The sequence below is a fragment of the Actinoplanes sp. ATCC 53533 genome (assembly GCF_003947245.1).
In genome coordinates this window covers 20054-44603 of the sequence record NZ_QHHV01000008.1, presented here as the reverse complement: position 1 = coordinate 44603, position 24550 = coordinate 20054, and the positions used below count along the sequence as shown (strand labels likewise).

Annotated in this window: 25 protein-coding genes and 1 pseudogene; 12 read left to right on the top strand and 14 right to left on the bottom strand. The window is 72.5% G+C overall.

All coding sequences use genetic code 11. The annotated features are described in order from the left end of the window. Nucleotides 1-26 precede the first annotated feature (26 nt). The 7 genes from DMB66_RS02895 to DMB66_RS02865 form a co-directional block, all read right to left on the bottom strand. Nucleotides 27-578 carry a DinB family protein gene (locus DMB66_RS02895; RefSeq protein ID WP_199751839.1) on the bottom strand — a complete coding sequence of 184 codons (552 nt, stop codon included), beginning with the start codon at nt 576-578 and terminating at the stop codon, nt 27-29. A gap of 66 nt (nt 579-644) precedes the next feature. Beyond that, nucleotides 645-959, bottom strand: a complete 315-nt coding sequence (locus tag DMB66_RS02890; protein WP_125802419.1) for a hypothetical protein — start codon at nt 957-959, stop codon at nt 645-647. A gap of 28 nt (nt 960-987) precedes the next feature. Further along, the gene (locus DMB66_RS02885) at nt 988-1452 is read right to left on the bottom strand and encodes an NADPH-dependent FMN reductase (protein ID WP_125802418.1); all 465 of its coding nucleotides are present in this window, start codon (nt 1450-1452) and stop codon (nt 988-990) included. Then, nucleotides 1449-2510 carry an LLM class flavin-dependent oxidoreductase gene (locus DMB66_RS02880; protein ID WP_125802417.1) on the bottom strand — a complete coding sequence of 354 codons (1062 nt, stop codon included), beginning with the start codon at nt 2508-2510 and terminating at the stop codon, nt 1449-1451. Before DMB66_RS02880 ends, DMB66_RS02885 begins: the two co-directional genes overlap by 4 nt. Continuing rightward, nucleotides 2511-3026 (bottom strand): flavin reductase family protein, encoded by a 516-nt coding sequence (locus DMB66_RS02875; RefSeq protein WP_125802416.1) that lies wholly within the window; start codon nt 3024-3026, stop codon nt 2511-2513. Between the two features lie 11 nt (nt 3027-3037). Next, nucleotides 3038-4138: an LLM class flavin-dependent oxidoreductase gene (locus tag DMB66_RS02870; protein ID WP_125802415.1), complete on the bottom strand. Its 1101-nt coding sequence runs from the start codon at nt 4136-4138 to the stop codon at nt 3038-3040. After that, nucleotides 4138-5301 carry an acyl-CoA dehydrogenase family protein gene (locus DMB66_RS02865; RefSeq protein WP_125802414.1) on the bottom strand — a complete coding sequence of 388 codons (1164 nt, stop codon included), beginning with the start codon at nt 5299-5301 and terminating at the stop codon, nt 4138-4140. The genes DMB66_RS02870 and DMB66_RS02865 overlap by 1 nt, the downstream gene beginning before the upstream one ends. A 91-nt stretch (nt 5302-5392) precedes the next feature. Between DMB66_RS02865 and DMB66_RS02860 the strand changes: the two are divergent. From DMB66_RS02860 to DMB66_RS02825, 8 genes and pseudogenes are all read left to right on the top strand, one after another. Next, nucleotides 5393-6262, top strand: a pseudogene (locus DMB66_RS02860) (ABC transporter permease subunit). Beyond that, nucleotides 6259-7218, top strand: coding sequence for an aliphatic sulfonate ABC transporter substrate-binding protein (locus DMB66_RS02855; RefSeq protein WP_125802413.1), 960 nt, complete (start codon nt 6259-6261; stop codon nt 7216-7218). The pseudogene DMB66_RS02860 and the gene DMB66_RS02855 overlap by 4 nt, the downstream one beginning before the upstream one ends. Beyond that, the gene (locus DMB66_RS02850) at nt 7215-7928 is read left to right on the top strand and encodes an ABC transporter ATP-binding protein (protein WP_125802412.1); all 714 of its coding nucleotides are present in this window, start codon (nt 7215-7217) and stop codon (nt 7926-7928) included. The genes DMB66_RS02855 and DMB66_RS02850 overlap by 4 nt, the downstream gene beginning before the upstream one ends. Beyond that, the gene (locus DMB66_RS02845; RefSeq protein WP_233624255.1) at nt 7925-8371 is read left to right on the top strand and encodes a cupin domain-containing protein; all 447 of its coding nucleotides are present in this window, start codon (nt 7925-7927) and stop codon (nt 8369-8371) included. Before DMB66_RS02850 ends, DMB66_RS02845 begins: the two co-directional genes overlap by 4 nt. Before the next feature lie 11 nt (nt 8372-8382). After that, on the top strand, nt 8383-9465 hold the full coding sequence (locus DMB66_RS02840) for an LLM class flavin-dependent oxidoreductase (RefSeq protein WP_125802411.1): 1083 nt from the start codon (nt 8383-8385) through the stop codon (nt 9463-9465). Nucleotides 9466-9867: 402 nt separating this feature from the next. Beyond that, nucleotides 9868-10428, top strand: a complete 561-nt coding sequence (locus DMB66_RS02835; RefSeq protein WP_125802410.1) for a winged helix-turn-helix domain-containing protein — start codon at nt 9868-9870, stop codon at nt 10426-10428. A gap of 203 nt (nt 10429-10631) precedes the next feature. After that, the gene (locus DMB66_RS02830; protein WP_125802409.1) at nt 10632-11900 is read left to right on the top strand and encodes an FAD/NAD(P)-binding protein; all 1269 of its coding nucleotides are present in this window, start codon (nt 10632-10634) and stop codon (nt 11898-11900) included. Nucleotides 11901-12107: 207 nt separating this feature from the next. Next, nucleotides 12108-13145, top strand: coding sequence for a S1 family peptidase (locus DMB66_RS02825; protein ID WP_125802408.1), 1038 nt, complete (start codon nt 12108-12110; stop codon nt 13143-13145). Nucleotides 13146-13593: 448 nt separating this feature from the next. Here DMB66_RS02825 and DMB66_RS02815 read toward each other — a convergent pair whose 3' ends face one another. Next, complete coding sequence (locus DMB66_RS02815; RefSeq protein WP_158647127.1) at nt 13594-16392, bottom strand: glycosyl hydrolase; 2799 nt, start codon at nt 16390-16392, stop codon at nt 13594-13596. Nucleotides 16393-16688: 296 nt separating this feature from the next. After that, entirely contained in the window at nt 16689-17573 is an 885-nt protein-coding gene (locus DMB66_RS02810) for a hypothetical protein (protein WP_125802407.1), read from the bottom strand. Nucleotides 17574-17674: 101 nt separating this feature from the next. On the opposite strand from DMB66_RS02810, the gene DMB66_RS02805 reads away from it, so the two are divergent. Further along, nucleotides 17675-18595: a serine hydrolase gene (locus DMB66_RS02805; RefSeq protein WP_233624254.1), complete on the top strand. Its 921-nt coding sequence runs from the start codon at nt 17675-17677 to the stop codon at nt 18593-18595. Nucleotides 18596-18667: 72 nt separating this feature from the next. Beyond that, nucleotides 18668-19036 (top strand): nuclear transport factor 2 family protein, encoded by a 369-nt coding sequence (locus tag DMB66_RS02800; protein ID WP_125802406.1) that lies wholly within the window; start codon nt 18668-18670, stop codon nt 19034-19036. On the opposite strand, the gene DMB66_RS02795 is transcribed toward DMB66_RS02800, so the two are convergent. The 5 genes from DMB66_RS02795 to DMB66_RS02775 all read right to left on the bottom strand — a co-directional run bounded on the left by DMB66_RS02795 (nt 19033) and on the right by DMB66_RS02775 (nt 22411). Further along, complete coding sequence (locus DMB66_RS02795) at nt 19033-19566, bottom strand: pyridoxamine 5'-phosphate oxidase family protein (RefSeq protein WP_125802405.1); 534 nt, start codon at nt 19564-19566, stop codon at nt 19033-19035. The genes DMB66_RS02800 and DMB66_RS02795 overlap by 4 nt on opposite strands. Before the next feature lie 77 nt (nt 19567-19643). After that, a complete protein-coding gene (locus DMB66_RS02790) occupies nt 19644-20225 on the bottom strand; it encodes a DedA family protein (RefSeq protein WP_233624253.1) in 582 nt (193 codons plus the stop codon). Continuing rightward, nucleotides 20222-20998 carry an MBL fold metallo-hydrolase gene (locus DMB66_RS02785; protein WP_125802404.1) on the bottom strand — a complete coding sequence of 259 codons (777 nt, stop codon included), beginning with the start codon at nt 20996-20998 and terminating at the stop codon, nt 20222-20224. The genes DMB66_RS02790 and DMB66_RS02785 overlap by 4 nt, the downstream gene beginning before the upstream one ends. 73 nt (nt 20999-21071) lie before the next feature. Beyond that, the gene (locus tag DMB66_RS02780) at nt 21072-21578 is read right to left on the bottom strand and encodes a DUF1990 family protein (RefSeq protein ID WP_125802403.1); all 507 of its coding nucleotides are present in this window, start codon (nt 21576-21578) and stop codon (nt 21072-21074) included. Next, entirely contained in the window at nt 21578-22411 is an 834-nt protein-coding gene (locus DMB66_RS02775) for a YndJ family protein (RefSeq protein ID WP_125802430.1), read from the bottom strand. The genes DMB66_RS02780 and DMB66_RS02775 overlap by 1 nt, the downstream gene beginning before the upstream one ends. A gap of 109 nt (nt 22412-22520) precedes the next feature. Between DMB66_RS02775 and DMB66_RS02770 the strand changes: the two genes are divergently transcribed. Both DMB66_RS02770 and DMB66_RS02765 read left to right on the top strand, forming a co-directional pair. Next, the gene (locus tag DMB66_RS02770) at nt 22521-23492 is read left to right on the top strand and encodes a diacylglycerol kinase family protein (RefSeq protein ID WP_125802402.1); all 972 of its coding nucleotides are present in this window, start codon (nt 22521-22523) and stop codon (nt 23490-23492) included. Then, nucleotides 23489-24541: a YihY/virulence factor BrkB family protein gene (locus DMB66_RS02765; protein WP_125802401.1), complete on the top strand. Its 1053-nt coding sequence runs from the start codon at nt 23489-23491 to the stop codon at nt 24539-24541. The genes DMB66_RS02770 and DMB66_RS02765 overlap by 4 nt, the downstream gene beginning before the upstream one ends. The last annotated feature ends 9 nt before the right edge of the window (nt 24542-24550 follow it).

Here is a 24550-nt window from a genome sequence, read left to right as displayed (position 1 = left end):
GTGTCGAGCAGGCCGCCCCGGGACAGCTACTGGCCCACCCGGCCGTCGACGCGTTCGCGCAGCAGGTCGGCGTGCCCGCAGTGGCGGGCGTACTCCTCGATCCGGTGCACCAGCAGCTCCCGCACGGCGATGCCGTCCTGGCCCACCCGCGTGCCGAGGTCCGGATACGCCGCCAGCACGGCGTCGGTTGCCGCCTGTTCGCGAGCGAGGTCGGCGTAGGCGCTCTCGACCAGCGCCTGCTCCGCGACGGCTCCCTCGAAGTCGGCGCCACCCGCTCCGTACAGCTTCGGCGCCGGGTCCGCCGGCAGCACCCAGTTGCGCCAGTCCCGCTCCACCTCGGCGAGGTGGCGGAGCAGGCCCAGCAGCGACATGGTCGACGGCGGCACCGACCGGCGCGCCAGCCTCTCCGGATCCAGCCCCTCGCACTTCATCAGCAGGGTCAGCCGGTAGTTCCGCAGGAAGTCCTGCAGCGTCGCCAGCTCGCCGTCCGGGCTGACGCCGTCGTTGTTGCGGGGATCCTTGTCGGGATCCGCCCACATGTCGGGATAGACGCTGGCCTGGCTCCACCGCTCGGGCATGTCGCTCACCTGGCTCACGATGCTGAGCGGTGGCCCGGCACGCAAGCGAGTATTCCGGCGGCCCGGTCAGCGCCCGTGCTGGGAGGCGATCGCGTCGACCGCGTTCTTGGCCTCCAGCAGGCTCGCCCCGGTCTCCTCGCGGTAGACCTTGATCGCCGCGATCCGCTGGTCGGCGAAGATCAGCCGGAGCACCTCGGGCATCTCCCGCTCGCGGACGGTGATGCCGAGATGCGCGACCACCGCGTCCAGCTTCCGCTCGATCGCGGTGAGCCGCGCGGCCGACCGCAGCTGCTCCCGGCGGGAGTTCGCCGACGATGCCAGCCCCAGCAGGATCAGGCCGGCCAGCAGCACGACGAGGGCGACGGTCACGAGAATCTCCATAGGGATCATCGTGACAAGCCGCCGCCAATCACCGGCCGTGCGCCGCGGCGTACTTCTCCGCGAGGGCCGTCGACTCGCCCAGCTCGGCCTCCACCACCGGCAGCGCCGGCGAGACATCCGCGCCGAGCTCGCCCAGCAACTGCGCGAGCAGCGCCGCGGCGGCCGCGGCCTGGGGTGCGACGCCGGCGGTCACCACCGGTACGGCCCGCTTGCCGGCCAGCGCGGCGGCGGGCAGCTGGTCGAGCAGCACCTTGAGCACCCCGGTGTAGCTGCCCTTGTACGTGGGCGTGGCCACGACCAGCACGTCCGCCTCGCGGATCGCGGTCACCGCAGCGGCCGTGGCGGCGTCGCCCGGAGTCAGCAGACCCGGGCCGAGCGCGCCCACCTCCACCACGGCGGCGGCACCGCCCAGCGCCTCGCCCACGGCCGCGGCCAGGGTGGAGGTCCGCGATCCCGGACGCGGATTACCCGACACGACAACGATTCCACTCATGCGCTTGCTCCCAGTTTCAGTAGGGGGAGGACGCCCTCGCCGAAGCGGTAGGCCTCCTCCAGGTGTGGTTGTCCGGACAGGATGAAGTGCTCGATGCCGAGCTCGTGATATTCGGCGATCCGCTCGGCGACCTCGGCGTGGCTGCCGACCAGCGCGGTGCCCGCGCCCGGCCGGACCAGCCCGAAGCCGGCCCACAGATTCGGCGAGACCTCGAGCGAGTCGCCGCCGGCCAGCCGGGCCATCCGGCGCTGACCCTCCGATTCGGTACGGGTGAAGCGCTCCCGGGCGGCCTCGACGGCGGCCGGCGGCACCCGGTCGAGCAGGGCGCGCGTCGCCGCCCACGCCTCGTCGGCGGTGTCCCGGGTGATGACGTGCAGCCTGATCCCGTACGTCAGGGGGCGATCGGTCAGCGCGCGCACCGCGGCCAGCTTTGCCGCGACGGCGGCCGGGGGTTCACCCCAGGTCAGATACGTGTCCACGTGGGCCGCGGCCACCCGCAGCGCCGGCGGCGAGGACCCGCCGAAGAAGATCGGGGGTACGGGATCCGGCGGCTCCCGCGTCGTCGCCCCCGCGATCCGGTAGTGCTCGCCGATGAAGTCGAACGGCACGCCGGCCCAGGAGCCGCGCAGCACCTGGAGGAACTCGGCGGTCCGCGCGTACCGCTGGTCGTGGTCCAGCCAGTCGCCGAAGCGCCGCTGCTCGGTGGACTCGCCGCCGGTGACCACGTTGAGCAGCAGCCGGCCACCGGAGATCCGCTGGTAGGTGGACGCCATCTGGGCGGCCAGCGTCGGCGACACCAGCCCGGGGCGGAAGGCGACCAGGAACTTCAGCGTGGACGTCTCGGTGAGCAGGGCAGCCGTGGTGAGCCAGGCGTCCTCGCAGAAGGTGCCGGTGGGCGTGAGCACCCCGGTGAAGCCGAGCCGCTCGGCCGCCCGGGCCACCAGGGACAGGTAGCCGAGGTCCGGCGGCCGTTCGGTGACCACGGTGGCCGCGGCCTGCCCGCCGCCGGTGATGCCGTGACCGTCCCCGGCGGTGGGCAGGAACCAGTGGACCTCCATCTACGCCGACCGCTTGAGGTGCGCGTACGTGCCGTCGTGGTAGACCAGCGGGGTGACCGTCGCGTCCGCGTGGTGCTCACCCACCTCGGGGGCGGCCAGCACGATGATGTGGTCGCCGGCCTCCACCCGCTGGGTCACCCGGCACACGATCCTGGCCAGCACGCCGTCGAGCAGCGGCACCCCGTCCGGCCCGGCCCGCCAGGCGCCGTGCGCGGCGAAGCGGTCGATGCCCCGGGTCGCGAAGGTGCGGGCGATGTGCTCCTGCTCCCTGGTCAGGACGTGCACCGCGATGGTGGCCGCCGACTCCACGGCCGGCCACGCCGAGGCCGTCCTGGCCAGGCAGAACGAGACGAGCGGCGGGTCGAGGGAGACGGAGGTGAACGAGGTGGCGGTGAAGCCGGCCGGCGGCGCGCCCGGCGCGGTGATCACGACGACGGCGGCGGCGTGCCGGCGCAGCAGCGCCCGGAAGAGGTCGGCGTCCACGGCACGGTCCTGGTGGAGGGGAGTGACGGTCATGGTGAGGGCCCCTAAGCGGAAACGAGGGAACGGTGGGCGAGCTCCTGCTTGACGAGCGGAATGAGGTGCCGGCCGTAGTCGACCGCGTCGTCGACGGGGTCGTAACCGCGGATCAGGATCGTGGTGACGCCGAGGTCGACGTAGTCCAGCAGGGCCCGGGCGACGGTCTCGGGCGAGCCGACCAGGGCGGTCGAGTTGCCCTGGGCGCCGCTGGCCCGGGCGGTCGCGGTCCACAGTGCCCGGTCGTGCCGGTCGCCCTTGGCGGCGGCCGCGAGCAGGCGCTGCGAGCCGACGTTCTCGGGGTCGGGCCCGCCCAGCACCCGGGTCTGGTCGCCGGTGAACGAGCCCTTGCCGCCCCGGCTGGCCTCGATGGTGGCGAGGATCCGCTCGGCCCGGGCCCAGGCCAGCTCGTCGGTGGCGGCCAGGATCGGCCGGAACGAGACGCTGATGCCCAGCGGGCCGCGCCCGGCCGCGGCGGCCGATGCCTGGACGGAGGCGATCTGTTCGGCGGTCTCCCGTAGCGGCTCACCCCAGAGGGCGAAGACGTCGGCGACGGCCCCGCCGGCCCGGTATGCCGCCGCCGACGAGCCGCCGAAGTACAGCGGTATCCGGTGTGCGGGCTGGGCCAGCAGGGCGAAGTCCTCGAACCGGTAGAACCGGCCCTCGTGCGAGAACGGCTCCGGCGACGACCAGGCGCGGCGCAGGATGCCCAGGTACTCCTCGGTGCGGGCGTACCGGTCGTCCTTGCCCAGGTAGTCGCCGTCGCGGCGCTGCTCGGCGTCCGAACCACCGGTGATGGTGTGCACCGCGACCCGGCCGCCGGAGAGCTGGTCCAGGGTCGCGAAGGTGCGCGCGGCGGTGGTCGGGGCGACGAAGCCGGGCCGGTGCGCGACCAGCAGCCCGAGGCGCTCGGTGTGCGCGGCGGCGTACGCGGCCACCTGGGTCCCGTCCGGAGTGGACGATCCGTAGCCGATCAGCACCCGGTCGAAGCCGGCGTCCTCGTGCGCCCGGCTGAACCGCCGCACGTAGCCGGGGTCGATCGGCGGCCCGGCGGGGCTTCGGGTCTCGGACACGTCCCGGGTGCCGATCATGCCGACGAACTCGACGGTCATCAGGTGGTCCTTTCCAGGAAAGCGCGGCCGGCGGAGGTGAGGACGACGTCGTCCTGCGGGGTGTGCACGCGGCCGCAGAGCACGTCGCGCAGGTGGCGCTCCAGCGGGTTGCGGCGGCTGAGCCCGGCGTTGCCGACCAGGGCCACGGCGCGCTGCACCGCGTCGATGGCGGCAGTGGTGGCGACGGTCTTGGCGATGCCGGGCTGGGCGGAGCCGACCTGCTCGCCCCGGTCGACGGCCTGCGCGACGGCGTCGACCAGCGTCGTCGCGGTGAACAACCGGGCGGAGATCAGGCCTACTTCACTCTGGAACCGCGGCAGCGACGCCAGCGGTTGGCCGAGGCTGGTGGGCACCCGTTCCCGCAGGTAGCCGGTGAGCCAGTCGCGGGCCGCGGCGGCCACGCCGAGATAGATCGCGGCGATGCCGAGGGCGTTCCACGCGCGCAGCCCGCCGGGGTCGGCGCCGGGCGGACCGGGCTCGGCCAGGTCCAGCGTCGCGCCGAACGGCACCGGCACCCGGTCGAAGGTCACGTCGTCGCTGCGCGAGGCGCGCAGGCCGAGGTGGTCCCAGGTGCGCTCGACGGTGATGCCGGGGGAGTCGGCGCGGACCAGGAACGCTCCGGTGCGTACCGGATCCTCGTCGGTCCGGGCCCAGACCTGCATCCAGCGCAAGCCGGCCGCGCCGGTGGAGAAGATCTTGTGGCCGGTCAGCTCCCAGCCCTCGGCGGTCCGCCGGGCGGTGGTGGCCGGCAGGCCGCCCCGGGCCGGGGTGCCGAGGTCCGGCTCGACCCGCAGGGCGTTGATCAGCGTCGGCCGCCGCGCCGACTCGGCGAGCACCTGCGCGTAGAGGTCGGCGGGCCAGGCGGCGGAGCCGGCGTGGGCGAACAACGTCATCGCGCTGATCAGCGCGACCGAGGGATCGCCCTGTCCGAGGGCGGTCAGGGTGCGCACGGTGTCGGCGAGGCCGCCGCCCGGGCCGCCGTGCGCGGTGCCGACGGTGAGGGTGAGCAGGCCGGCCTCGTGCACCACGGCCAGGCCGGCGCGGGGCAGATCGGCGGTGCGGTCGTGCTGCTCGGCGTGGGCGGCCAGGGCAGCCGTCACTTCCACCAGGTGGGAAAGCCGAGGAGGCGGCAAGGTCTGGGCGTCCGCGGCGGAGGTGGGCATAGCCCAAACCTGCCCCTCTTCCTGGGTTTGTGTCAACGGTGATCCCATATCCTAGTAAACCTATGGGGTTCAGTTGACATGCAGAACTTGGATGAGCGAGAGTTCGGCCATGTCCACTCCCACCATCGCCGCCGCGGTCAGCCCGCCGGCAGCGTCCACGAGCACCCCGGCCGCTTCCGGGACGCGCCGGCGCGGGCTGCCGTACCGGGTGATCTCCTGGGTCGTTCCCCTGTTGCTGTTGCTCACGTGGGAGCTGCTGGCCCGGGCCGGAATCATCACCCCCAACGTGCTACCGGCACCGAGTTCGGTCGGGGCCACCGCGTGGCGGCTCACCGAGACCGGCGAGTTGCCCACCCACCTGTGGGAGAGCCTCAAGCGCGCCGCCATCGGCCTCGCCATCGGCGGCAGCGTCGGCCTGGTGCTCGGGGTGCTGACCGGCTTCTCCCGGCTCGCCGAGGCCATCGTGGACCGCAACATCCAGATCATCCGGGCCATCCCGTTCCTGGCGATCCTGCCGCTGGTCATGATGTGGTTCGGCGTCGGCGAGAGCGGGCGCTACTTCCTGGTGGCGCTCGGCACGCTCTTCCCGATCTACCTCAACACCGTGCTCGGCATCCGCCAGGTCGACCCGAAGCTGCTGGAGATGGGCCGGGTCATCGGCCTGCCGCGGCTGCGGCTGGTCCGCACGGTGATCCTGCCCGGCGCGCTGCCGTAGGTCCTGCTGGGCGTCCGGCTGGCGCTGACCAACGCGTGGCTGGCCCTGGTCATCGCCGAGACCGTCGGCGCGCCCGCCGGCATCGGCTTCATGGCCACCAACGCCCGCGAGTTCCTGCAGACCGACGTGATCGTCCTGGTGATCGTCCTGTACGCCCTCATCGGCCTGAGCACCGATCTCATCGCCCGCGCCCTGGAGCGACGCCTCCTGGCCTGGCACCCGAACTACTCCGGAGGTACCAAGTGACCCTGTCCCGCCGCTCACTGCTGGGAGCCGCACTCGCTCTACCCGTGCTCGCGGCCTGCGGCGACAACGCGGCGGAGGCCAACGGGCGCAAGAAGGTGCGGCTCACCTACGGCGTGATCTCGGTGCCCAAGACCCGCGGCGTCTTCGAGAAGACCCTCAAGGACCAGGGCATCGACGTCGAGTGGGTCGGCCCGTTCCCGAACCACGCGCCGACCCTGCAGGCCGTCGCCACCAACACCGCCGACTTCAGCTTCGGCGGCAGCTCCACCCCGGCCGACCAGGCGCTGCTCTCCGGCAACAAGCTCAAGTTCGTCGCCTGGTCCACTTCCAAGCCCCGGCTCTCCTCGATCCTGACGCTGCCGCGATCCGGCATCACCAAGGTCGCCGACCTGGCCGGCAAGACCGTCGCGGTGAACAAGGCCGGCCTGGGCGAGTTCCTGCTCGTCGCCGCGCTGGAGAAGTACAACGTGCCGCGCGACTCGGTCACCTTCACCTACCTCAACCCGCCGGACGCCGCACCCGCCTTCGGCAGCGGCAAGGTGGACGCGTGGAGCATCTGGTCGGGACCGCTGGAGCTCGCCGAGGTGCAGTACGGCGCGAAGCGGATCTTCACCGACGGCGACGAGCTGGACCGGCAGATCGACTTCGGGACGTACCTGGTGCGCGAGGACTACGCGAAGAAGGAGGCGGACACCATTCGCAAGGTCATCGCCGCGTACCAGGCCGAGGCCGACTGGGTGAACGCCAACCAGGCCGAGGCGCAGCGGATCGGCAACGCCGTCTCCAAATACCCGGACGCGGTGGTCGCCAAGATCGTGGCAGGCAACGTGCAGACCACCTGGAGCCTGATCAACGACGACGGCATCGCCCAGCTGCAGGCCGGCGCCGACTGGCTGAGCGAGCGCAAGGTGCTCAGCGGCAAGATCAATATCGCCGACCACGCGGTGAAGCTGTGACGACCACGGCGGTGGACGCGCCCGCGGTGCGGGCGCGCACGATCACCCGGCGGTACGGCGACCGCACCGTCCTGCGCGAGCTCGACCTCGAGATCCGGCGGGGCGAGTTCGTGGCCCTGATCGGCAAGAGCGGCTGCGGCAAGACGACGCTGCTGCGTACCCTCGCGGGCCTGGACCGGATCGACGGCGGCGACCTCGCCGTCCCGTCCTCGTCCACGGTGGTCTTCCAGGAGCACCGGCTGCTGCCCTGGGAGCGGGTGTGGCGCAACGTCGCCCTGAACCTGCCGCGGGCGACCGCGCGGGCCCGCGCCCAGTCCGCGCTGGAGGAGGTCGGCCTCGGCGACCACGCCGAGGCCTGGCCGCGCACCCTCTCCGGCGGCGAGGCCCAGCGGGTCGCCCTGGCCCGGGCGCTGGTCCGCGAGCCCGAGCTGCTGCTGCTGGACGAGCCGTTCGCGGCGCTGGACGCGCTCACCCGGATCCGGATGCACGGGCTGGTCCGGGACCTGATCGCCCGGCACCGCCCGGCGGTGCTGCTGGTGACGCACGACGTGGACGAGGCCGTGCTGCTCGCCGACCGGGTGCTGACCATGCGCGACGGCCGGATCGCCGCGGACCACCAGGTGTCGGCGCGGGCCCGCTCCCGGGGCCACGCCGAGTTCGTCAAGCTGCGCGCCGACCTGCTCGCCGAGCTGGGGGTGGTGGAGCCGTGACCGACTCCGTTCCGCGAGCCGTGACCGACGGCTTTCATCAGCGGTTGCACCACGTCGCGCCGGTCGGGCTCTCCGGTGACACCGCGCAGACCCGGGGGATGACCCGGGTGGAGGCGATCAGCGGCAAGACCGTGGGCAGCAAGGACCTGTGGATGGGCGAGACGCACGTCGCCGCGGCGACGGCCAGCGACAACCACCACCACGGCGAGTCCGAGACGGCCATCTACGTGGTGCGCGGCAACCCGGTCTTCGTCTTCTACTCCGCGGAGCTGGGCGCGGAGACGCGGATCGAGACCAAGCCCGGCGACTACATCTTCGTCCCGCCGTGGGTGCCGCACCGCGAGGAGAACCCGGACCCCGACAACCAGGCGATCGTGGTGATCGCCCGGACCACGCAGGAGGCCATCGTCGTCAACCTGCCGTCGCTCAAGCCCCCGTCCTGAACGGAGATCTCATGCCCGTCGAGTTCATCGGCCTCATCGCCACCCAGGACGGCTCCGAGAGCAGCCCGGCCACGCTGGCCTTCGTCGACCCCGGCTACGCGGCCCGGATCGCCCGCGCGCACGAGGACTCCGGCTTCGACCAGGTGCTGATCGGCTACAGCTCGGCATGCCCGGACGGTGCGCAACTGGCGGCCTACGCGGCGGCGCACACCTCGACGCTGAGCTTCCTGGTCGCGCACCGGCCCGGCTTCGTCGCGCCGACCCTGGCCGCCCGCACCTTCGCCACGCTGGACCACTTCACCGGCGGCCGGGTGACGATCAACGTCATCACCGGCGGCCACGACGTGGAGCAGCGGCGCGACGGCGACTACCTGGCCAAGGACGACCGGTACGCCCGCACCGACGAATACCTGGGCATCCTGCGCCGGGCCTGGTCGTCGTCGGAGCCGTTCTCGCACGAGGGCCGCTACTACCGCTTCGAGGACTTCGTCTCGCAGGTCAGGCCGGTCGGCGGCACGATACCGCGCTACTTCTCGGGCTCGTCGCCGGCCGCCTACGCGACCGGGGTCAAGCACGCGGACGCGTACATGTTCTGGGGTGAGCCGCTGGCGCAGACCGCCGAGCAGATCGCCGCCGTCCGGGCCGCGGCCGGTGCGGTGGGCCGGCCCGCGCCGCGGTTCTCGGTGTCCTTCCGGCCCATCCTCGGCGCCACCGAGGAGCTCGCCTGGGAACGGGCGCACGCCATCCTCGGCCGGATCGGCCCGAGCCGCTTCTTCGGTGCCGGCACCGCTCCCGCCAACGCCGGCTCGCAGCGGCTGCTCGCGGCCGCGGCGACCGGGGACCGGCACGACCGGGCACTGTGGACGGCCACCGCCAAGGCCAGCGGCGCGGCCGGCAACTCCACCGCCCTGGTCGGCACGCCGGACACCGTGGCCCGGGCCCTGCTCGACTATCACGACCTGGGGGTGACGACGTTCCTGATCCGCGGCTACGACCCACTGGACGACGCGATCGACTACGGGCGCGACCTGATCCCGGCCGTCCGAGCCGAGATCGCCCGCCGCGACGCCGCCGCGTTCGCGGTCGCCGCCTGAGTTGCCGCCTGACAGGAATGGTTGATGTGCGCGCCGTCACCTTTTTTGGTGGCGGCCGGACAGGTATTTGCTATCCGGAGAAATATACTCCCGCATGATGGATTCGTTTTGACCCTCGACTGCCGAGAGTGAAGGATTGGGGACATGCGGTTGCGCGACGTACGACTCACGTCCCGCCTCGCCATCGATCTCCTTCGGTGCGCGAGCGCCCGCTGTCGCGGCTGCTGATCCGCCGGTGAGCCCGGTGCCCCGCCGCGACCGCGCGGCGCGAGTGTTCCGGTAGCCCGAAGGAATGATCCCCGACGCCGATCTGCGTCTATAAACCTATCCCACACATGGGAAAAGTATTGTTCAGGCGCCGGCCGAGACCCGGTTGGCGGCCATACCCTCCGGAGGGGAAACATGTCCGTTCTCGCCGTCGCAGACCTCTCTCTCGCCCGCTCCGCCCCGGTCCGCCGTGGTGCCGGCCGGCCCCGCGCCGCCCGGCTGCGCCCGATCGCCGCTCCCGACTCCTCGGTCACCGTCACCATCACGCTGGGTGCCCCCGGCTCGGAGGAGAGCGACCGGGTGCTCGAGGCGCTGCGTGATCTCGTCGCCGCGGCCGGTCCCGGCGCGGACGTCGACCTGGTGTCGGCCGGTGGGCGCCCGGCCCTGGCGCCGGCGGTGGCCGGCCTGCACGTCGACACCCGGGCCCGCACCGTGACCCAGGACGGCCGCGGGCTGGACCTGAGCCGGCTCGAGTACGAACTGCTGCTCTTCCTGTCCCGGCATCCGCGCCAGGTGTTCAGTCGCAGCCAGCTCCTCGGGCACGTCTGGGGGCACACGCACACCACGGTCCGCACGGTCGACGTGCACGTGAGCCGGCTCCGGACCAAGCTCGGCGACCCGGAGATCGTGACCACGGTCTACGGCGTCGGCTACCGGTTGTCCGACGACGCGCGGATCACCGTCGCCGACGACTGAGTTGACCCGCGGCGGAAAACCCATGCGAGTTCGTCGCATGAGCCCACCCGCGGCCGGTCCAACCAGCGCGACGCATCCCTTCGGGGGTGCGCCGCGCCGGCGTTTCGCCCCGGGTCGCCCTCGTTGTCGCTGTTCACTGCGGCGCGCCGCTGGCGCCTAAACCCTGTTTTACCTATCGTGTTGATAGGAGATAGGGAGGCCTCATGGCGCGTGCGGTGGCTGTGGTCGGTGGCGGGTGTTCCGGGGTCCTGGTGGCCCGCGAGCTGCTGTGCGGCGGCGAGGACGAGGTGGAGCTGATCGAACCCGGCGAGCCCGGGGGTGGGATCGCGTACGGCCACGCCCAACCGTGGCACCTGCTGAACTCGCGGGCGGGGGCGATGAGCGCCGACCCGGACGACCCGGGCCACTTCGTGCGCTGGGCGGGCACCACCGGCGAGGCCTTCCGCCCCCGGGCGGAATACGGGCGCTATCTGAGCTCGGTGCTGGCGGAGGCGGACCGTGCCCACCCCGGGCGCCTGCGGGTGCGCCGGGCCCGGGTGGCGGCGATCGGCCCGGACGGCACCGTCGCGCTGGACGACGGCGGCGCGCTGCACGCCGACCACGTGGTGCTGGCCACCGGCGGCCCGGCCTCCGCGCACCAGCGCATCGACCACCCCGGGTATGTGGCCGACCCGTGGCGTCCCGGCGTGCTGGAGGCGCTGCCCGCCGACCGGCCGGTGCTGCTGGTCGGCACCGGGCTCACCGCCGTCGACGTGGCCCTGACGCTGACCGCCGACGGGCGCCGGACCGCACCCGTGGTCGCGGTGAGCCGGCGTGGGCTGCTGCCGCTGACGCATACCGCCGGCGCGACCGCGCCGGCCGTGCCGTCGCTCGACGACTGCGCGACGCTGCGTGACGTGGTCCGGGCCGTCCGCGCCGCCGCCGGTGAGGCGGGGGACTGGCGGCCGATCGTGGACGGGCTGCGCCCGCTGCTGGACCAGCTGTGGGGCGCCCTGACGCCGGGGGAGCAGGACGCCTTCCTGCGGCACCTGGCCCGCCCGTGGGAATGTCACCGGCACCGGATGGCGCCGGCCGTCGCGGCCCGGGTGGTGGAATTGCGCGCCGCCGGGCTGCTGGAGATCCGCGCCGGCGGGGTCGCGGCGTGGCCCGGGCTGGCGGACTATGCCGCGGTGGTCAACTGCGCCGGCCCCGGGCGGCTCCCGGGCGCGGCCGGCCCGCTGGTCGGCGGTTTGCTGGCGGCCGGGCTGGCCCGGGTCGGCCCACACGGTCTCGGCCTCGACATCGACGAGGCCGGGCGGCTGGTCGGTGCGGGCGGCCGGGCGCACGACCGGCTCTGGGTCATCGGGGCGCTGCGCCGGGGTGCGCAGTGGGAGACCACCGCCGTGCCGGAGATCCGGGCGCAGGCCCGGCGGCTGGTCGCGGATCTGCGCGCCGGAACGCGCATCGGCGCCGCTTTTCCGGCCGCCGCGTAGCTCCGGAGCGCCATTCCGGCATCCCGAAACGGACATAGCCCGATGTTATGGCACGGCTGTTTCCGCAGTTCAGGGCCGGTTTGATGAACGTCTACGTGACATTATGAAATCGTTGCCAAGCCTTGAGTCAGCATCGAAAGTTCTCAATACTCAGAGGGGCACTGGTATCCCGAATCCGGCGTACCCCCGTCCCCCTGGGAGGAAACTGTGCGTAACCCCGGCTCGAAGCTCGGCCGACCGATCGTCGGCCTGGCCGCCGTGTTGCTGGTGGGTAGTGCGTTCGCGTCACCCGCGTCCGCCGCCCCGACCACCGCCGACCCGTCCTTCGCCCCCTCCGCGCTCGCCACCAAGCTCGACACCCAGTTCGGCACGTCCGCCGCCGGCTCCTACGTCGACTCGGCCGGCAAACTCGTGGTCAACGTGACCGACGCGGCCACTGCCAAGTCGGTGCGCGCCAGCGGCGCGACCCCGCGCTACGTCAGCCACAGCGGCGCCGCCCTGGCCGCCGCCGACGCCACCCTGAAGGCCGAGCTCACGACGCCCGGCACCTCGTTCGGCCTGGACCCGGTCAGCAACAAGATCGCGGTCACCGCGGACGCCACCGTGACCGGCGCCAAGCTCGCCGCCGTCAAGGCGATCGTGGCGAAGCTCGGCGACAAGGCCACCTTCGAGTCGGTCCCCGGCACGCTGCAGCCCACCATCTCCGGCGGCGACGCGATCTACACCGGCGGCAGCCGCTGCTCGCTGGGCTTCAACGTCGTCAGCGGCAGCACCTACTACTTCCTGACCGCGGGCCACTGCACCAACATCGGCACGACCTGGTCAAGCTCGTCCGCGACGCTGGGTACCCGGTACGGCACCAGCTTCCCGGGCAACGACTACGGCATCGTGCGCTACACCAACACGAGCGTCACCAAGACGGGCGGCGTCGGCTCGCAGGACATCACCTCCGCCGGCACCCCCGCCGTCGGCGCGACGGTCTACCGCCGCGGTAGCACCACGGGCACGCACTCGGGCCGGGTCACCGCGCTGAACACCACGGTCAACTACGCCGAGGGTTCGGTCTCGGGCATGATCCGCACCACCGTCTGCGCCCAGCCGGGCGACAGCGGCGGTCCGCTCTACGCGGGCACCACCGCGCTGGGCCTGACCTCCGGCGGCAGCGGTAACTGCTCCTCCGGCGGCATCACGTACTTCCAGCCCGTGGTCGAGGCGCTGAACCGGTACGGCGTCTCGGTCTACTGAGCCATCTTTCCACCACGGAGAGGCCCCACCCGCCCGGTGGGGCCTCTTCGCCGAGGTGGGGCGGCGGGTGGCCTTCGTTCGAGGTCGCGGGCGCCCGGGAGGTGACGAACGGTCCCGCTAGCACCGTCGCGAAATCGGCGTGCGGGGCTCGGGGCGGTTTGCGTAGGGTCGGCGGGTGCCGCATCTCGGTCCCTTGCCACAACGTGTCGCCGTCGACCCGGAACAGGTCAGTCGGCTCGTCGCCGACCAGTTCCCGCAGTGGGCCGGCCTTCCGGTTCGGCCGGTGGCCAACGGTGGCTGGGACAACTGGACCTTCCACCTGGGCTCCGAGATGTCGGGCCCTCTGGAAGACCCTCGTCACCTGCGCTTCCACGTTGGACGACGCCGACGCCCGGCGAGTTCTCGCCGAGATACTCACCGATTACGAGGCCGGCAGGCGCACGCGCTCTCAGCAGGTGCCGTACACCTTGAACTCGAACAGCGAGTAGCCGTAGGGCGTGCCGCGCTCGGTGCCGTACATGCGCACGTACCGGGCCGTGCCGGAGACCGGATGCACGACCGTGCCCGCGGCCGCCGCGTCGGTCACGGTCGCTGCCGTCGTCCAGGTGGTGCCGTCGGTCGACGTCTGGATCCGGTACGCCTTGCCGTACGCCACTTCCCAGGTCAGCTCGACGCGGCCGAGTGGCTGCGCGGCACCGAGGTCGACCTGTAGCCACTGCGGGTCCGCGAACTCGCTGGACCACCGGGTCGCCGCGTCGCCGTCCACGGCCAGGTTCGGGGGATAGCCGGCCTCGACGGAGGACGAGGTGGCCGTCTTGCCCTGCGAGAGGAGCGGGGGCTCCGTGCAGGCGGGCGGGGTGGTCGGCACCGTGCCACCACCGTTGGCGTTGCCGCCGGACCAGGTGTTCGCCCCGGCCGCGACGGTCTTGCCCGCCGGCACGCTCAGGGTGCGGCCGTCCGAGTAGGTCACCGTCAGTGCGGCGTCGGTGATGTTCGACGCGACGTACGTCCTCGCGCCGCTGCTGGTGAAGACCTTGGCCAGCGGATGGTTGGCGGTCACGCCGGTGTCGACCTGGCCGAGCGCCGCGAGGTTGCGGATCCAGTGGAACGTGTGCGCCTTGCTCTCGCCCTCCTCGGGGGTATACGAGCTGCCGGCCCGGAACTTGGCCAGCGCCGCGTCCGGATCACCGAGCGCCAGGTACTGCCAGAGCATGTCGCGCCAGACGGTCGGCTCGCCGCCGTTGTTGCGGACCAGTTCCGCGTACGTGCGCCGCACCGCCTCCGGGTGGTCGCCCAGGTAGAGCTGCCCGCCGGTCATCGGCAGCATGTTGATGCCCACGACCATGGCGTGCTCGCCGGAGAACCACGTCGCGTACGCCCCGCCGGAACCCCACACGATGGCGGTGTAGTTGTGTCCCCAGGTCGCCGGGAAGTTCTCGTCGCGGACGTCGAACCAGTACTCGTTGATCGCCGCGGCCTGCGTGGTGTGCAGCCAGATCCCGGCGTCGCGCACCGCGTTGTCGCCGGTGACCTGGCCCCACTGGATGAGCGCGTTGGCGAAGTTCTGGCCCTCCGACGAGGATTCCTGGTTGTTGCCCGCGCCGAACGCGCCGTGCCCGGAGGCCCAGTCGTGCCCCGCGTAGATGTCGAAGTCCCGCAGGTAGGGGAACCTGGTGTCGGCGCGGTCGTAGTTGTTGGCGTCGCGGATCAGCAGGTCGACCATGCCGCCGTACCGGCCGGCGGCGGCCCAGGCCGGGTCGAACTTGGCCAGCGTCGCCGCCGCGGCCACGTAGTAGCCATAGTGGAAGTGGTGGTCGTTGAGGTCCTCGTCGGAGGCGTACGAGGCGGGGTAGCCGATCAGCGTGCCCCAGTTCCGGTCGTAGTAGAACAGCCGCGCGGTCTTGCCGGCCGACGCGGTGAACCAGTCGGTGAGCCGGGTCCGGATGACGTTCAGCGCCGAGTCGCGCACGGAGGTGAGACCCAGCTGGTCGGCGATCTCCGCGATCCGGGCGGCCCGGCCGAGGCCCTTGCCGGTCCAGTACGTGTCATCGCCGCGGAAGTCGGCCGGGTTGGCCAGTTCGTCGTTCAGGAAGCCGGTGATCGTGGACAGGTCCGCGCCGGCGGAGTCGCCGACCGCGGGCAGTTCCGGCAGGACGCCGGTGTACTTCATGGACGTCTGGAACGACGTACCCGTGACGATCCTCATCGCCCCGCGCGGCGAGACGTAGGTGCGCGACAACGGGGTCGCACCGGTCAGGTAGCGCCACTGGTGCGGGTAGAGCGCGATGACGGTGCCCGCGCCGCTGCCCTCCCGCGCGGTCGTGGTGAAGGCGTACGTGGTGTTCACCGTGCCGGCGGCCTGGTCGTAGGCATATGACATCCGGGTGCCGGTGACATGATTCTGGGCGAACTGACCGTACGTGTCGGCGAGCGCGATCTTGTCAGCCGCGGCGGCGTCGCTCAGCGTGGGCAGCACGGCGACCGAGAAGTAACCCCTGCCCGCCAGCGAGGAGCGGATGGTGCTGCCGCTCACCGTCCACGTCGAGCCGGCCGGGCCGTAAGCGACGTAATCGTGTCCACCGATCGAGAAGCCGATCCGGCTGCCGCTGTTCTGCCAGGCGGTCGGCGGGCCGGTGCTGGTCAGCAGCGCGTCGCCGCCGGTCACCTGGAAGTACGACAGCGGCAGGCCGTGGCCGATGGTGGCCTTCATGGTGCGGGCGCCGTCACTCCAGGACGGCGTGACCGTCCAGTCGCTCCAGCCGTCCACCAGCGCCTGCGGCGCGTTGAGCCCGGCGACGCCGACGACCACGTGCTGCGCGTACGGGTAATGGTATTCACCCAGGCCGGTCGCACTGCCGCTGATGGCGGCGTCGGTCTGGTAGGAGAGCCCGAGCCCGCTCGCCACCGGCCGGTAGGCGGCCGGCCCGGCGAACAGCGGCTGGGAGAAGGCGCACTCGTCACCCTTCTTGAACAGCAGCGACGACCACCAGTCGTTGGTCGGCACCGGCCCGGCGGGGGCGTTCGGGGTGAGGAACTGCCGCGGGTTGGTCGAGATGGAGCCGCAGCCGGAGGGGAGCTTGGCGCCGGCGGGCAGGGTCTCGGTGTAGCTGCCGGCGCCGACGGTCGCGGCCTCGGCGGAGCCGGTCACGGCCACCGCGAGGGCGCCGGAGGCGAGGGCCACGACAACGGCGGCGACGAAACCGGCGAGCCGGCGGGGGCGGGAGCGGGGGGACGCGGGGGGATGCATAGCAGGTGCCTCCGATGGGGACGGGGGTCGCCAGAGCCGCGGCGGTGGACCACGGGCGGTCGTGAGAGCGCTCTCACGGTGTCGCGAGGTTAGCTGTTATCGATGCGTTTCGTCAATGTTGCAACTGTGAATATGCGCTGGTCAGTAGGTCTGCGCCGGGTGCCGGAGCGCCCGGCCAGGATGCCGGGCGTGACGGCCACGGCTCCGGCGCTTGGCAGTGAGATGCCGAAGCGTCCTGCGGAAGTCTCTCCGAGGGCCGCTCATCGGCGCCACGGTCGCCGGGAACGACCAGCGATCTAGCGGCCGTTCGGGGCGTCGTCCTCGGCGATCCGTCCCTCGCCGCGCTTGCGCAGCCGCTTGAGCCCCGGCAGGCCGAGGATCGCCAGGTGCAGGTCGTTGGTGACCTCCAGCAGCGAGTGCAGGTCGGGCCCCACCTGATCGAGCTTGCTGAGCAGCGGCATCACGTCCTCGGCGAGGTGCTGGCGCAGCCGGGGCAGCTCGTCGATCATCCGGATCGCGGCGGTGACTTCCTCCGGTGTCAGCTCCTCGACGAAGCGGGCCGCCAGTGGGGCCGCGCGGCGCAGCGTCGGCGCATACCCGTCGAGCAGCTCGCGGGCCTCGGCCGCCGCCGCGGACGCGTGCTGGACCACCCCGGATGCCGCGTCGGTGATCCGCTCGGCGTCGGTGACGATCGCGGCCGCGCCGGTCACGGCGGCCGCGGCGCCGTCCATCGTCAGCGCGGCACCGTCCACCAGCTGGGCCGCCCGGGTCGCGACGGCGCCGGCCTCGTCCACCGCCAGGGCGGCGCGGGCCGCGACGGCTCCGGTCTCGTCCACGGCCAGTGACGCGCGGGCCGCGATGGCCGCGGCCCCGTCCACCGCCACAGCGGCGCGGGCCGCGATGGCCGAGGCCTCGTCCACCGCGAGGGCCGCCGCCGCCATGATCACCTTGGTGTCGCGCAGCGTCTCCTCGATGCCCTCCACCACGCCGTCGACCCGGCCGATGAGGCCCTCGGCGCGCTCGGCCAGCATCGTCATCCGGCTGACCAGCAGCTCGGTCTGGCCGAGCAGGCCGAGCACGCGGACGGGGACCGTGGCCACCGAGGCCGCCGTCTCCACCACCTGGCCGACCGCGTATCGGGTGATATCGACGATAATGCCGGGAGACGGGAGGAGGGCCATGAGCCCATTGTGCCCCCCGGCGCCAGTCACAAACCGTAAGGGTGATCAAGCCGTCGGTAGTAGGTTTTGGCATCCCGCGCCTGGCACGGCACTATGCATGGGTGCGACGAACCCAGCTTTGGATCTTCGCGGTGGCGGCAGTGGTGATCGTGGGCGGCGCGTCCCTGGTCATCCTGGGCATGCGGGACGGCGGCGCCGGCGGCGGCGTGCTGCCGCGCGCGCTGACCTTCGGTGGCGATCCCGCCCCGAGCCCCACGCCCACGGGTCCCACCCCGGAGCAGCTCGCTGCCCAGGAGCGCGCCCGGCGGGTCAAGGCGCTCAACGCGGCCCTGACGAAGTATGCCGCCACCAGCCCCGAGTTCTCCGTCGCGGTGCTCGACAAGAAGACCGGCCAGCGCTATTCGTATCGGGGCGCGGAGAAATACGACACCGCCAGCATCGTCAAGGTGCAGATCCTCGCCTGCGCGCTGCTGCGGGCGCAGGACGCCGACCGGGACCTGTCGCCCAGCGAGCTGGCGCTCGCCAAGCCGATGATCCGGCTCAGTGACAACAACGCCACCACCGCGCTGTTCAACAAGCTCGGCAAGGTCTCCGCGATCAGCAAGTGCAACAAGCGGCTCGGCCTGACCCAGACCAAGGTCAACAGCGCCTGGGGGCTGACCAGGACCACGGTCGACGACCAGGTGAAGCTGCTCGCCGAGCTGGTCGATACCAAGGGCCCGCTGGACTCGGGCTCGCGCAAGCAGGCGTTCACCCTGATGAACACGGTGGACGAGGCCCAGGACTGGGGCGTGCCGGCGGTCGCGAAGACCGGCGAGACCACCATCGTGAAGAACGGCTGGGACACCCGCTCGGCCGACGGCGGCCTCTGGGCGGTCAACACGGTCGGCCGGGTGACCTCGGCCGACGAGGACGTGGACGTCTCGGTGGCCGTGCTCTCGCACAACAACAAGACCATGGACGGCGGCATCACCCTGGTGCAGAAGGTCGCCAACCTGACCAGGCAATATCTGAAGTACTGACGGCGCCAGCACTGGCATCCGTGGCCGGAGCCGGGCCGTCTCCAGGGGACGCGTTCGTGAAACGATTGGCTGATGGACGCTTCCGCGATGATGAGCCGGCTGGCCAAGGTGATCGACACCCATAGCTGGGACGAGCTCCCCGGCCTGTTGCACGACGACTTCGTCTGCCGCTACGTGCACACCGGCGAGACCTTCGATCGTGCGTCCTGGGTTCGGCTGAACGCGGAGTATCCCGGTTTTGACCGCCTCGTGCTCGAAGACTGCATCGGCACCGAGGTTCGTGCGGCGGGGCGAGCGCACGTCACCGGTTTTCGTGACGGGGAGATTCAACACTTCGAGGTGGCGACGTTCATCACCTTGCGTGAAGGGCTCATCGCTGACATGACGGAGGTTTGGACCGACGTCAACGGGGTGCCGCCGGCCGGGACGCGACCCGCCTAGACGGCGGCGGGGTCCTGCGCCGTCGGCCCGGCGTTTTCCGCCGGGATCACGCGAGCCCGGTGATCTCGGGCGAGGCCGTGCAGCGGGCACGGCCGGCCTGGCTCCCGGGGGCACAAGACCCACATCTGCGAGACCAGGGCCCGATAGAGACGGTACGGGGCGGGCGCGGTGACGTCCTCGCGGGTCACCGGCGTGGCACCCCGGCCGTCGGACCGGGGATAGGACCGCAGCCCGCGATCGAGGTCGCCGCCCGACACCTCCCCAGCCTCGCCGACCGCATACACGGCGCGGCCGTGGTACGGCGCGACGGTGGAGTCGAAGACGACCATGCTCACCTGTGGACGCTCGGCGAGGTGGCGGGAGTGGCTGGCGTCGGTGCCGGAGACCCAGTAGAACTCCCGGTCGCCCGCCGGGGCGAAGTAGACCGGTGAGGTCCACGGGTGGCCGTCCGGGCCGGCCGTGCCCAGGGTGAGGTAGAGATTCGCCGCGATGATCGCCCGCGCGTGGGACGCGAGATCGTCGGATGACACGAGCGCAGGCTAGCGCTTGAGCTCGCGGCCGGGCCACCCCGTCCGCTTGGCCCGCATTGTCCGATCGGGAGGGACGCCTACGCGGTCTCGGCCTCGGCCTGGCGGGCCGCGCGGCGCTTGCTGATCAGGTTGACCACCTGGCCGATGACCAGGACCAGGATGATCGCGGCGACGACGCCCTGCCACGGCTCCGGGAAGATCGAGCCGCCGGCCACCCCGATGCCGGCGTAGACGACCGCCCAGAGCACGCACGCCGGCGCGTTGGCGACCACGAACGTGCGCCAGCTCAGCCCGAGGAACGCCGCCGCCAGCAGCACCGGAACCCGGCCGCCGGGCAGCAGCCGGGAGACCAGCAGGACCGGCATCTGGCTCTTGTGCAGCCGCTCCTTCACCGACGCCAGGCGCTCCTCGTCGCGCAGCCAGCGCAGCCGGCGGGCCAGTTGCTCGCCGCCGGCCCGGCACATCGCGTACATGACCAGGTCGCCGACGTAGGCGCCGGCCGCGCCCGCGGCGATCGTCAGCAGGATCAGCAGCGGGTTGTCGTGGAAGGCCAGCGCGGCCGCGCCGCTGACCGCCGCGCCGGTGGGCACGATCGGCACGATGGCGCCGAAGGCGACCACCAGCGACAGCCAGCCCATGGTTCCGAGCTCGGAGATCACGTGGCCGGCTCAAAACTGAGCGTCTCGCCCTGGGTGAGGACCCGGACGCGGGTGTCCGGGGCGGCGATGGCGGCACGCCGGGCGAACTCGGTGCCCGGGTCGTGGAACATGTGCGCCCGGAACCGGCCCATGCCGGCCGGCCAGAAGGTGCCGTAGTGCACCGGGACCGCCCAGGCGGCCTTCACCCGGCGCAGCGCCTCGGCGCCGTCGACCGGGTCGAGGTGGCCGTGCGAGCCGAGGGTGGGCCCCCAGCCGCCGACCGGCACCAGCGCCAGGTCCAGCGGGCCCAGCGCCGACATGCCGTCGAAGAGGCCGGTGTCGCCGCCGTACCAGGTGCGGGCCGCGCCCTCGACCACGAAGCCCATCGCCGCCGTGCGCAGTCGCGACCAGGGGCCGCGCCCGCCGTCGTGGGCGGCCGGCACCGCGCGCACGGTGACCGCGCCGACCGTGGTCTCCTCACCCGGCTCGAGCTCGACACAGCGCTGCGCCCACTCCCGGCCCAGGCTGCTGGCCACGAAGCCGGCGGCGCCCCGCGGCAGGATCAGCAGCGGCTCGCCGGGCACCGCGCGCAGCGACGGCAGGTGGAAGTGGTCGGCGTGCAGGTGCGACAGCAGCACCGCGTCCGGCGGGCCGGGCAGCTTCGGCGTCGGCCCGGCCATCCGGCGCAGGTGGATCAGCCGGTCGGTGAGCAGCGGGTCGGTGAGCAGGGAGATCCCCGAGTCGGTCAGCCACATGGTGCTGTGTCCCCACCAGGTGACGCTCGTGTCGCTCACGCCAGCACCGTCGCTGACGCTCCGGCGATGGCATTCGCCAGGCACAGAGTCGATGGTTCGCTCGCAAGCTCGCTCACGAGCCAACGGTACGGGACCGGGCACACAGTCGTCGGAGGGCTCGGCCACAGAGGCGGGCGTACAGGTGCTGGGCCAGCACCGCGACCGGACCGCCCAGCCGCATCGGCAGCCGGGCCGGGGCGCTGAAAGCGGTCACCGTGAACCAGACCCGGCCCCGCGCGTCGCGTTCGACCGTGAACGCCTCCTCGCCGCGGGCCTGGTGGCCGGGCAGCGTGCCGTACCCGAATCCGGCCAGATCGCCGCCGTCGGCGGCCCAGACGACCGCGCAGGGCACAGTCAGCGGCCCCAGCCCGACGGTGACGCCGACCCCGGGCGCGGCCCGGTCGGCCGTCGCGCGGATCCGCGCCCCGGTCGCGCGGTGCATCCGGAACGTCAGGATGGCCTCGGCGGCGGCGGCGAAGTCCGCCCGGTCCAACTCCGTGCGGTAGTGCAGGTGCCGGTAGCCCGGGGGCAACGGCTCCTCCCGGGTCGCACCGACCTCGGCGTAGCTGAACTCACTCATCACATCTCCTTCTCGAGGTGCGGACATACCCCGGTGCGGTGCCAGCCCACCATGGCGCAGACGGCGAATCCCAGGGCGTTCGCCACCCCGTGCGTCGCGGCCATCCAGGCCAGCGACGGGTGGGGCAGCCCGGTGGCCTCGCCCAGCGCCCAGCTCACCGCGAGCGCCATGGACGCCGCGAGCACGACGGCCGAGCAGCCCAGCAGCAGCGCGGTGAGCCGGTCCGGGGCGTCGGTGCGCGCGTATCGCCAGGTCAGCCAGCCCACCGTCCACATGCCCGCGGTCAGCACCAGGGCGCCGGCGAGCTCGACCGCCTCGGCGGTGAAGTAGCCGACGAGCACCAGCAGCGTGCCCGCGGGCACGGTCAGCGCGGCAGCGTCGGCCGCCGGACCGGGCGTCACCCGGCTCAGGAGCCCGGCGATGAGCGCGGCGGCGAAGCCGGCGAAGTGGAAGTGCGCCACGGTCAGCGCGAGGATCCCCAGCTTGAAGCCGAACAGCTGGTAACCGGCGCGCTCGGCGACCAGGGCGCTCGCCGCCACGGCGGGGCTGATCAAGGCGGTGAGCACGGCGGCCTCGGCGGCCCACTCGCGGCGGGGGCGGGTCGGGCGGCTGACCGCGTACGCGCACAGCACGGCCGCCGCGATCGCGTAGACCGTCGCCAGGCTGGTCGCCACCGTCCCCCGGGGCAGCCAGAGGCTCACCGCCCCGGCGACCGCGCCGACCGGCCAGCAGCGCCGGGCGAACGCCACCGCCGGATCGCTGATGAGCCGCAGCCCGGCCGGCACGACCACCAGCATGCCGACGACGACCAGCAGGTTGACGAGCACCCACATCGCCTTCACCTCGCCTCTCCGCTATTTGAACGCGTTCAAATAGCGGATTAACCATACCTCACGCCGGCCCGGGTCGCCGATGTGATGTGTCTCCTGCACACTGGCGGCCGTGACAGGACCCCGTTCAGCCGTTGTCTTCAACCCCGTCAAGGTCGGCGATCTCGACCTCCTGCGCCGCACCGTGTCCAAGGGCCTTTCGACCGTCGGCTGGCCCGAGCCGGTGTGGCTGGAGACGACCCCGGAGGATCCCGGCCGCGGCCAGGCCGCCCGGGCGGCCAAGGACGGCGCCGAGCTCGTCTTCGTCTGCGGTGGCGACGGCACCGTGATGGCCGCGGTGACCGCCCTGGCCGGCACGGACGTCGCCCTCGCGGTGCTGCCCGCCGGCACCGGCAACCTGCTCGCGGCCAACCTGGGCCTCGGCACGGACGCCGCCGCCGGGGTGCAGGTCGCCATCGAGGGCGGGCGCAAGCGCATCGACGTCGGCGCGGTCGGCGACCGGTGCTTCGCGGTGATGGCCGGCATGGGCTTCGACGCGCAGATGCTCGAGGGCACCTCGGACGCGGCCAAGAAGCACATCGGCTGGCTGGCGTACCTCGGCGGCGCGGCCAAGCACCTGCGGGACCGACCGATGCGGGTCCGGATCGTCATCGACGGCGGCGCGCCGATGCCCCGGCGCCCGCGCTCGGTCATCGTCGGCAACGTGGGCCGGCTGCAGGGCGGCGTGCGGCTGCTGCAGGAGGCCCTGCCGGACGACGGCAAGCTCGACGTCGCCGTGCTGAGCCCGCGCAGCCTCGGGCACTGGGCGCGGCTCGGCTGGGCCGTGGTGCGGCGGAGCAAGCGCGTGCCGCTGATGGAGACCTATTCGGCGCAGCGGGTCGAGATCTTCAGCAACCGGCCGCAGTCGCGCCAGCTCGACGGCGACCTGATCGAGCCCGGCAAGACCCTCAAGATCCATATTCGGCGCCGCGCGCTGCTGCTCTGCGTGCCACGGCCGGCCGGCGATCCCGACCTGGCCTACGATTCCGACGCGGCGAAGCGGGCCGCCAAGGGGGTGCGTGCCGCGGCTGAGGAGGCATCATGAGCAGCACCGAGCCGGTTCCTGAGACCAGGATGATGCCCGGTGACGAGCTGTCCGCGGACGACGCGTTCCTGGCGCTGCGCCACTACGGGCGCTGGCCGCTGCTGCGGGACGCGTTCGTCCGGTTCCGGTACGGCGACGGCTTCAGCCACTCCCGGGCCTTCGCGCTGCAGCTCTGCCTCGCGATCGTGCCGTTCCTGATCGCCCTGTCCGGTCTCGCCACCGACCTCGGCGTCGAGGAGGGTGGCCAGGTCGTGGCGGACACCGTCATCGCCATGACCCCCGGCGCCAGCGAGCCGCTGGTCACCGAGTTGCTCCAAGACGACGAGCGCACTGAGGACGCCGGCGAGCTGGCCCTGGCCCTGGGCCTGATCACCGGGCTGTTCGCGCTGACCACCGGCATGGCCCAGATCGAGCGGGGCGCCAACCGCATCTACGGCGTCGAGCGCGACCGCCCCGCGCCGCGGAAGTACGTCCGCGCGGCCGTGCTGGCGGTGGTCGCCGGCCTGCCCGCGCTCTTCGGCTTCCTGCTGCTGGTCGCCGGGAACTCGGCGGGCGACTCGATGGCCGGGCAGTTCGGCTGGGGCGACGGCGCCCGGACGGCCTGGGACCTGGTCCGCTGGCCGCTGAGCCTGATCCTGATCGTCTTCGCGGTGGGGTTGCTGTTCCGGCACTCGCCGCGGCGCCGGCAGCCGGCCCTGACCTGGCTGCTGTTCGGCGCGGCGCTGTCCACGATCCTGTGGTGGGTGGCCAGCCTGCTGCTGGCCGGCTACGTCAGGGTCAGCGACGGCTTCGGTGCCACCTACGGCCCGCTCACCGCGATCATGGCGCTGCTGCTCTGGGCCAACCTCACCGGCATCTCGCTCTTCCTCGGGCTGTCCTTCGCGGCCCAGCTCGAGGCACAGCGCGTCGGGGTGGTCCGCCCCGCTCAGCACGATCAGTGGGAGCCGGGCCCCGCCGACGACCTGGCCTCCTTCGACCCGCCGGCGCCGAAGGAGGGCGACGGGGAGATGCCGCGGCAGCGCGACCCCGGTGTGAGCTCCGAGCGATGAGGGTAAGTC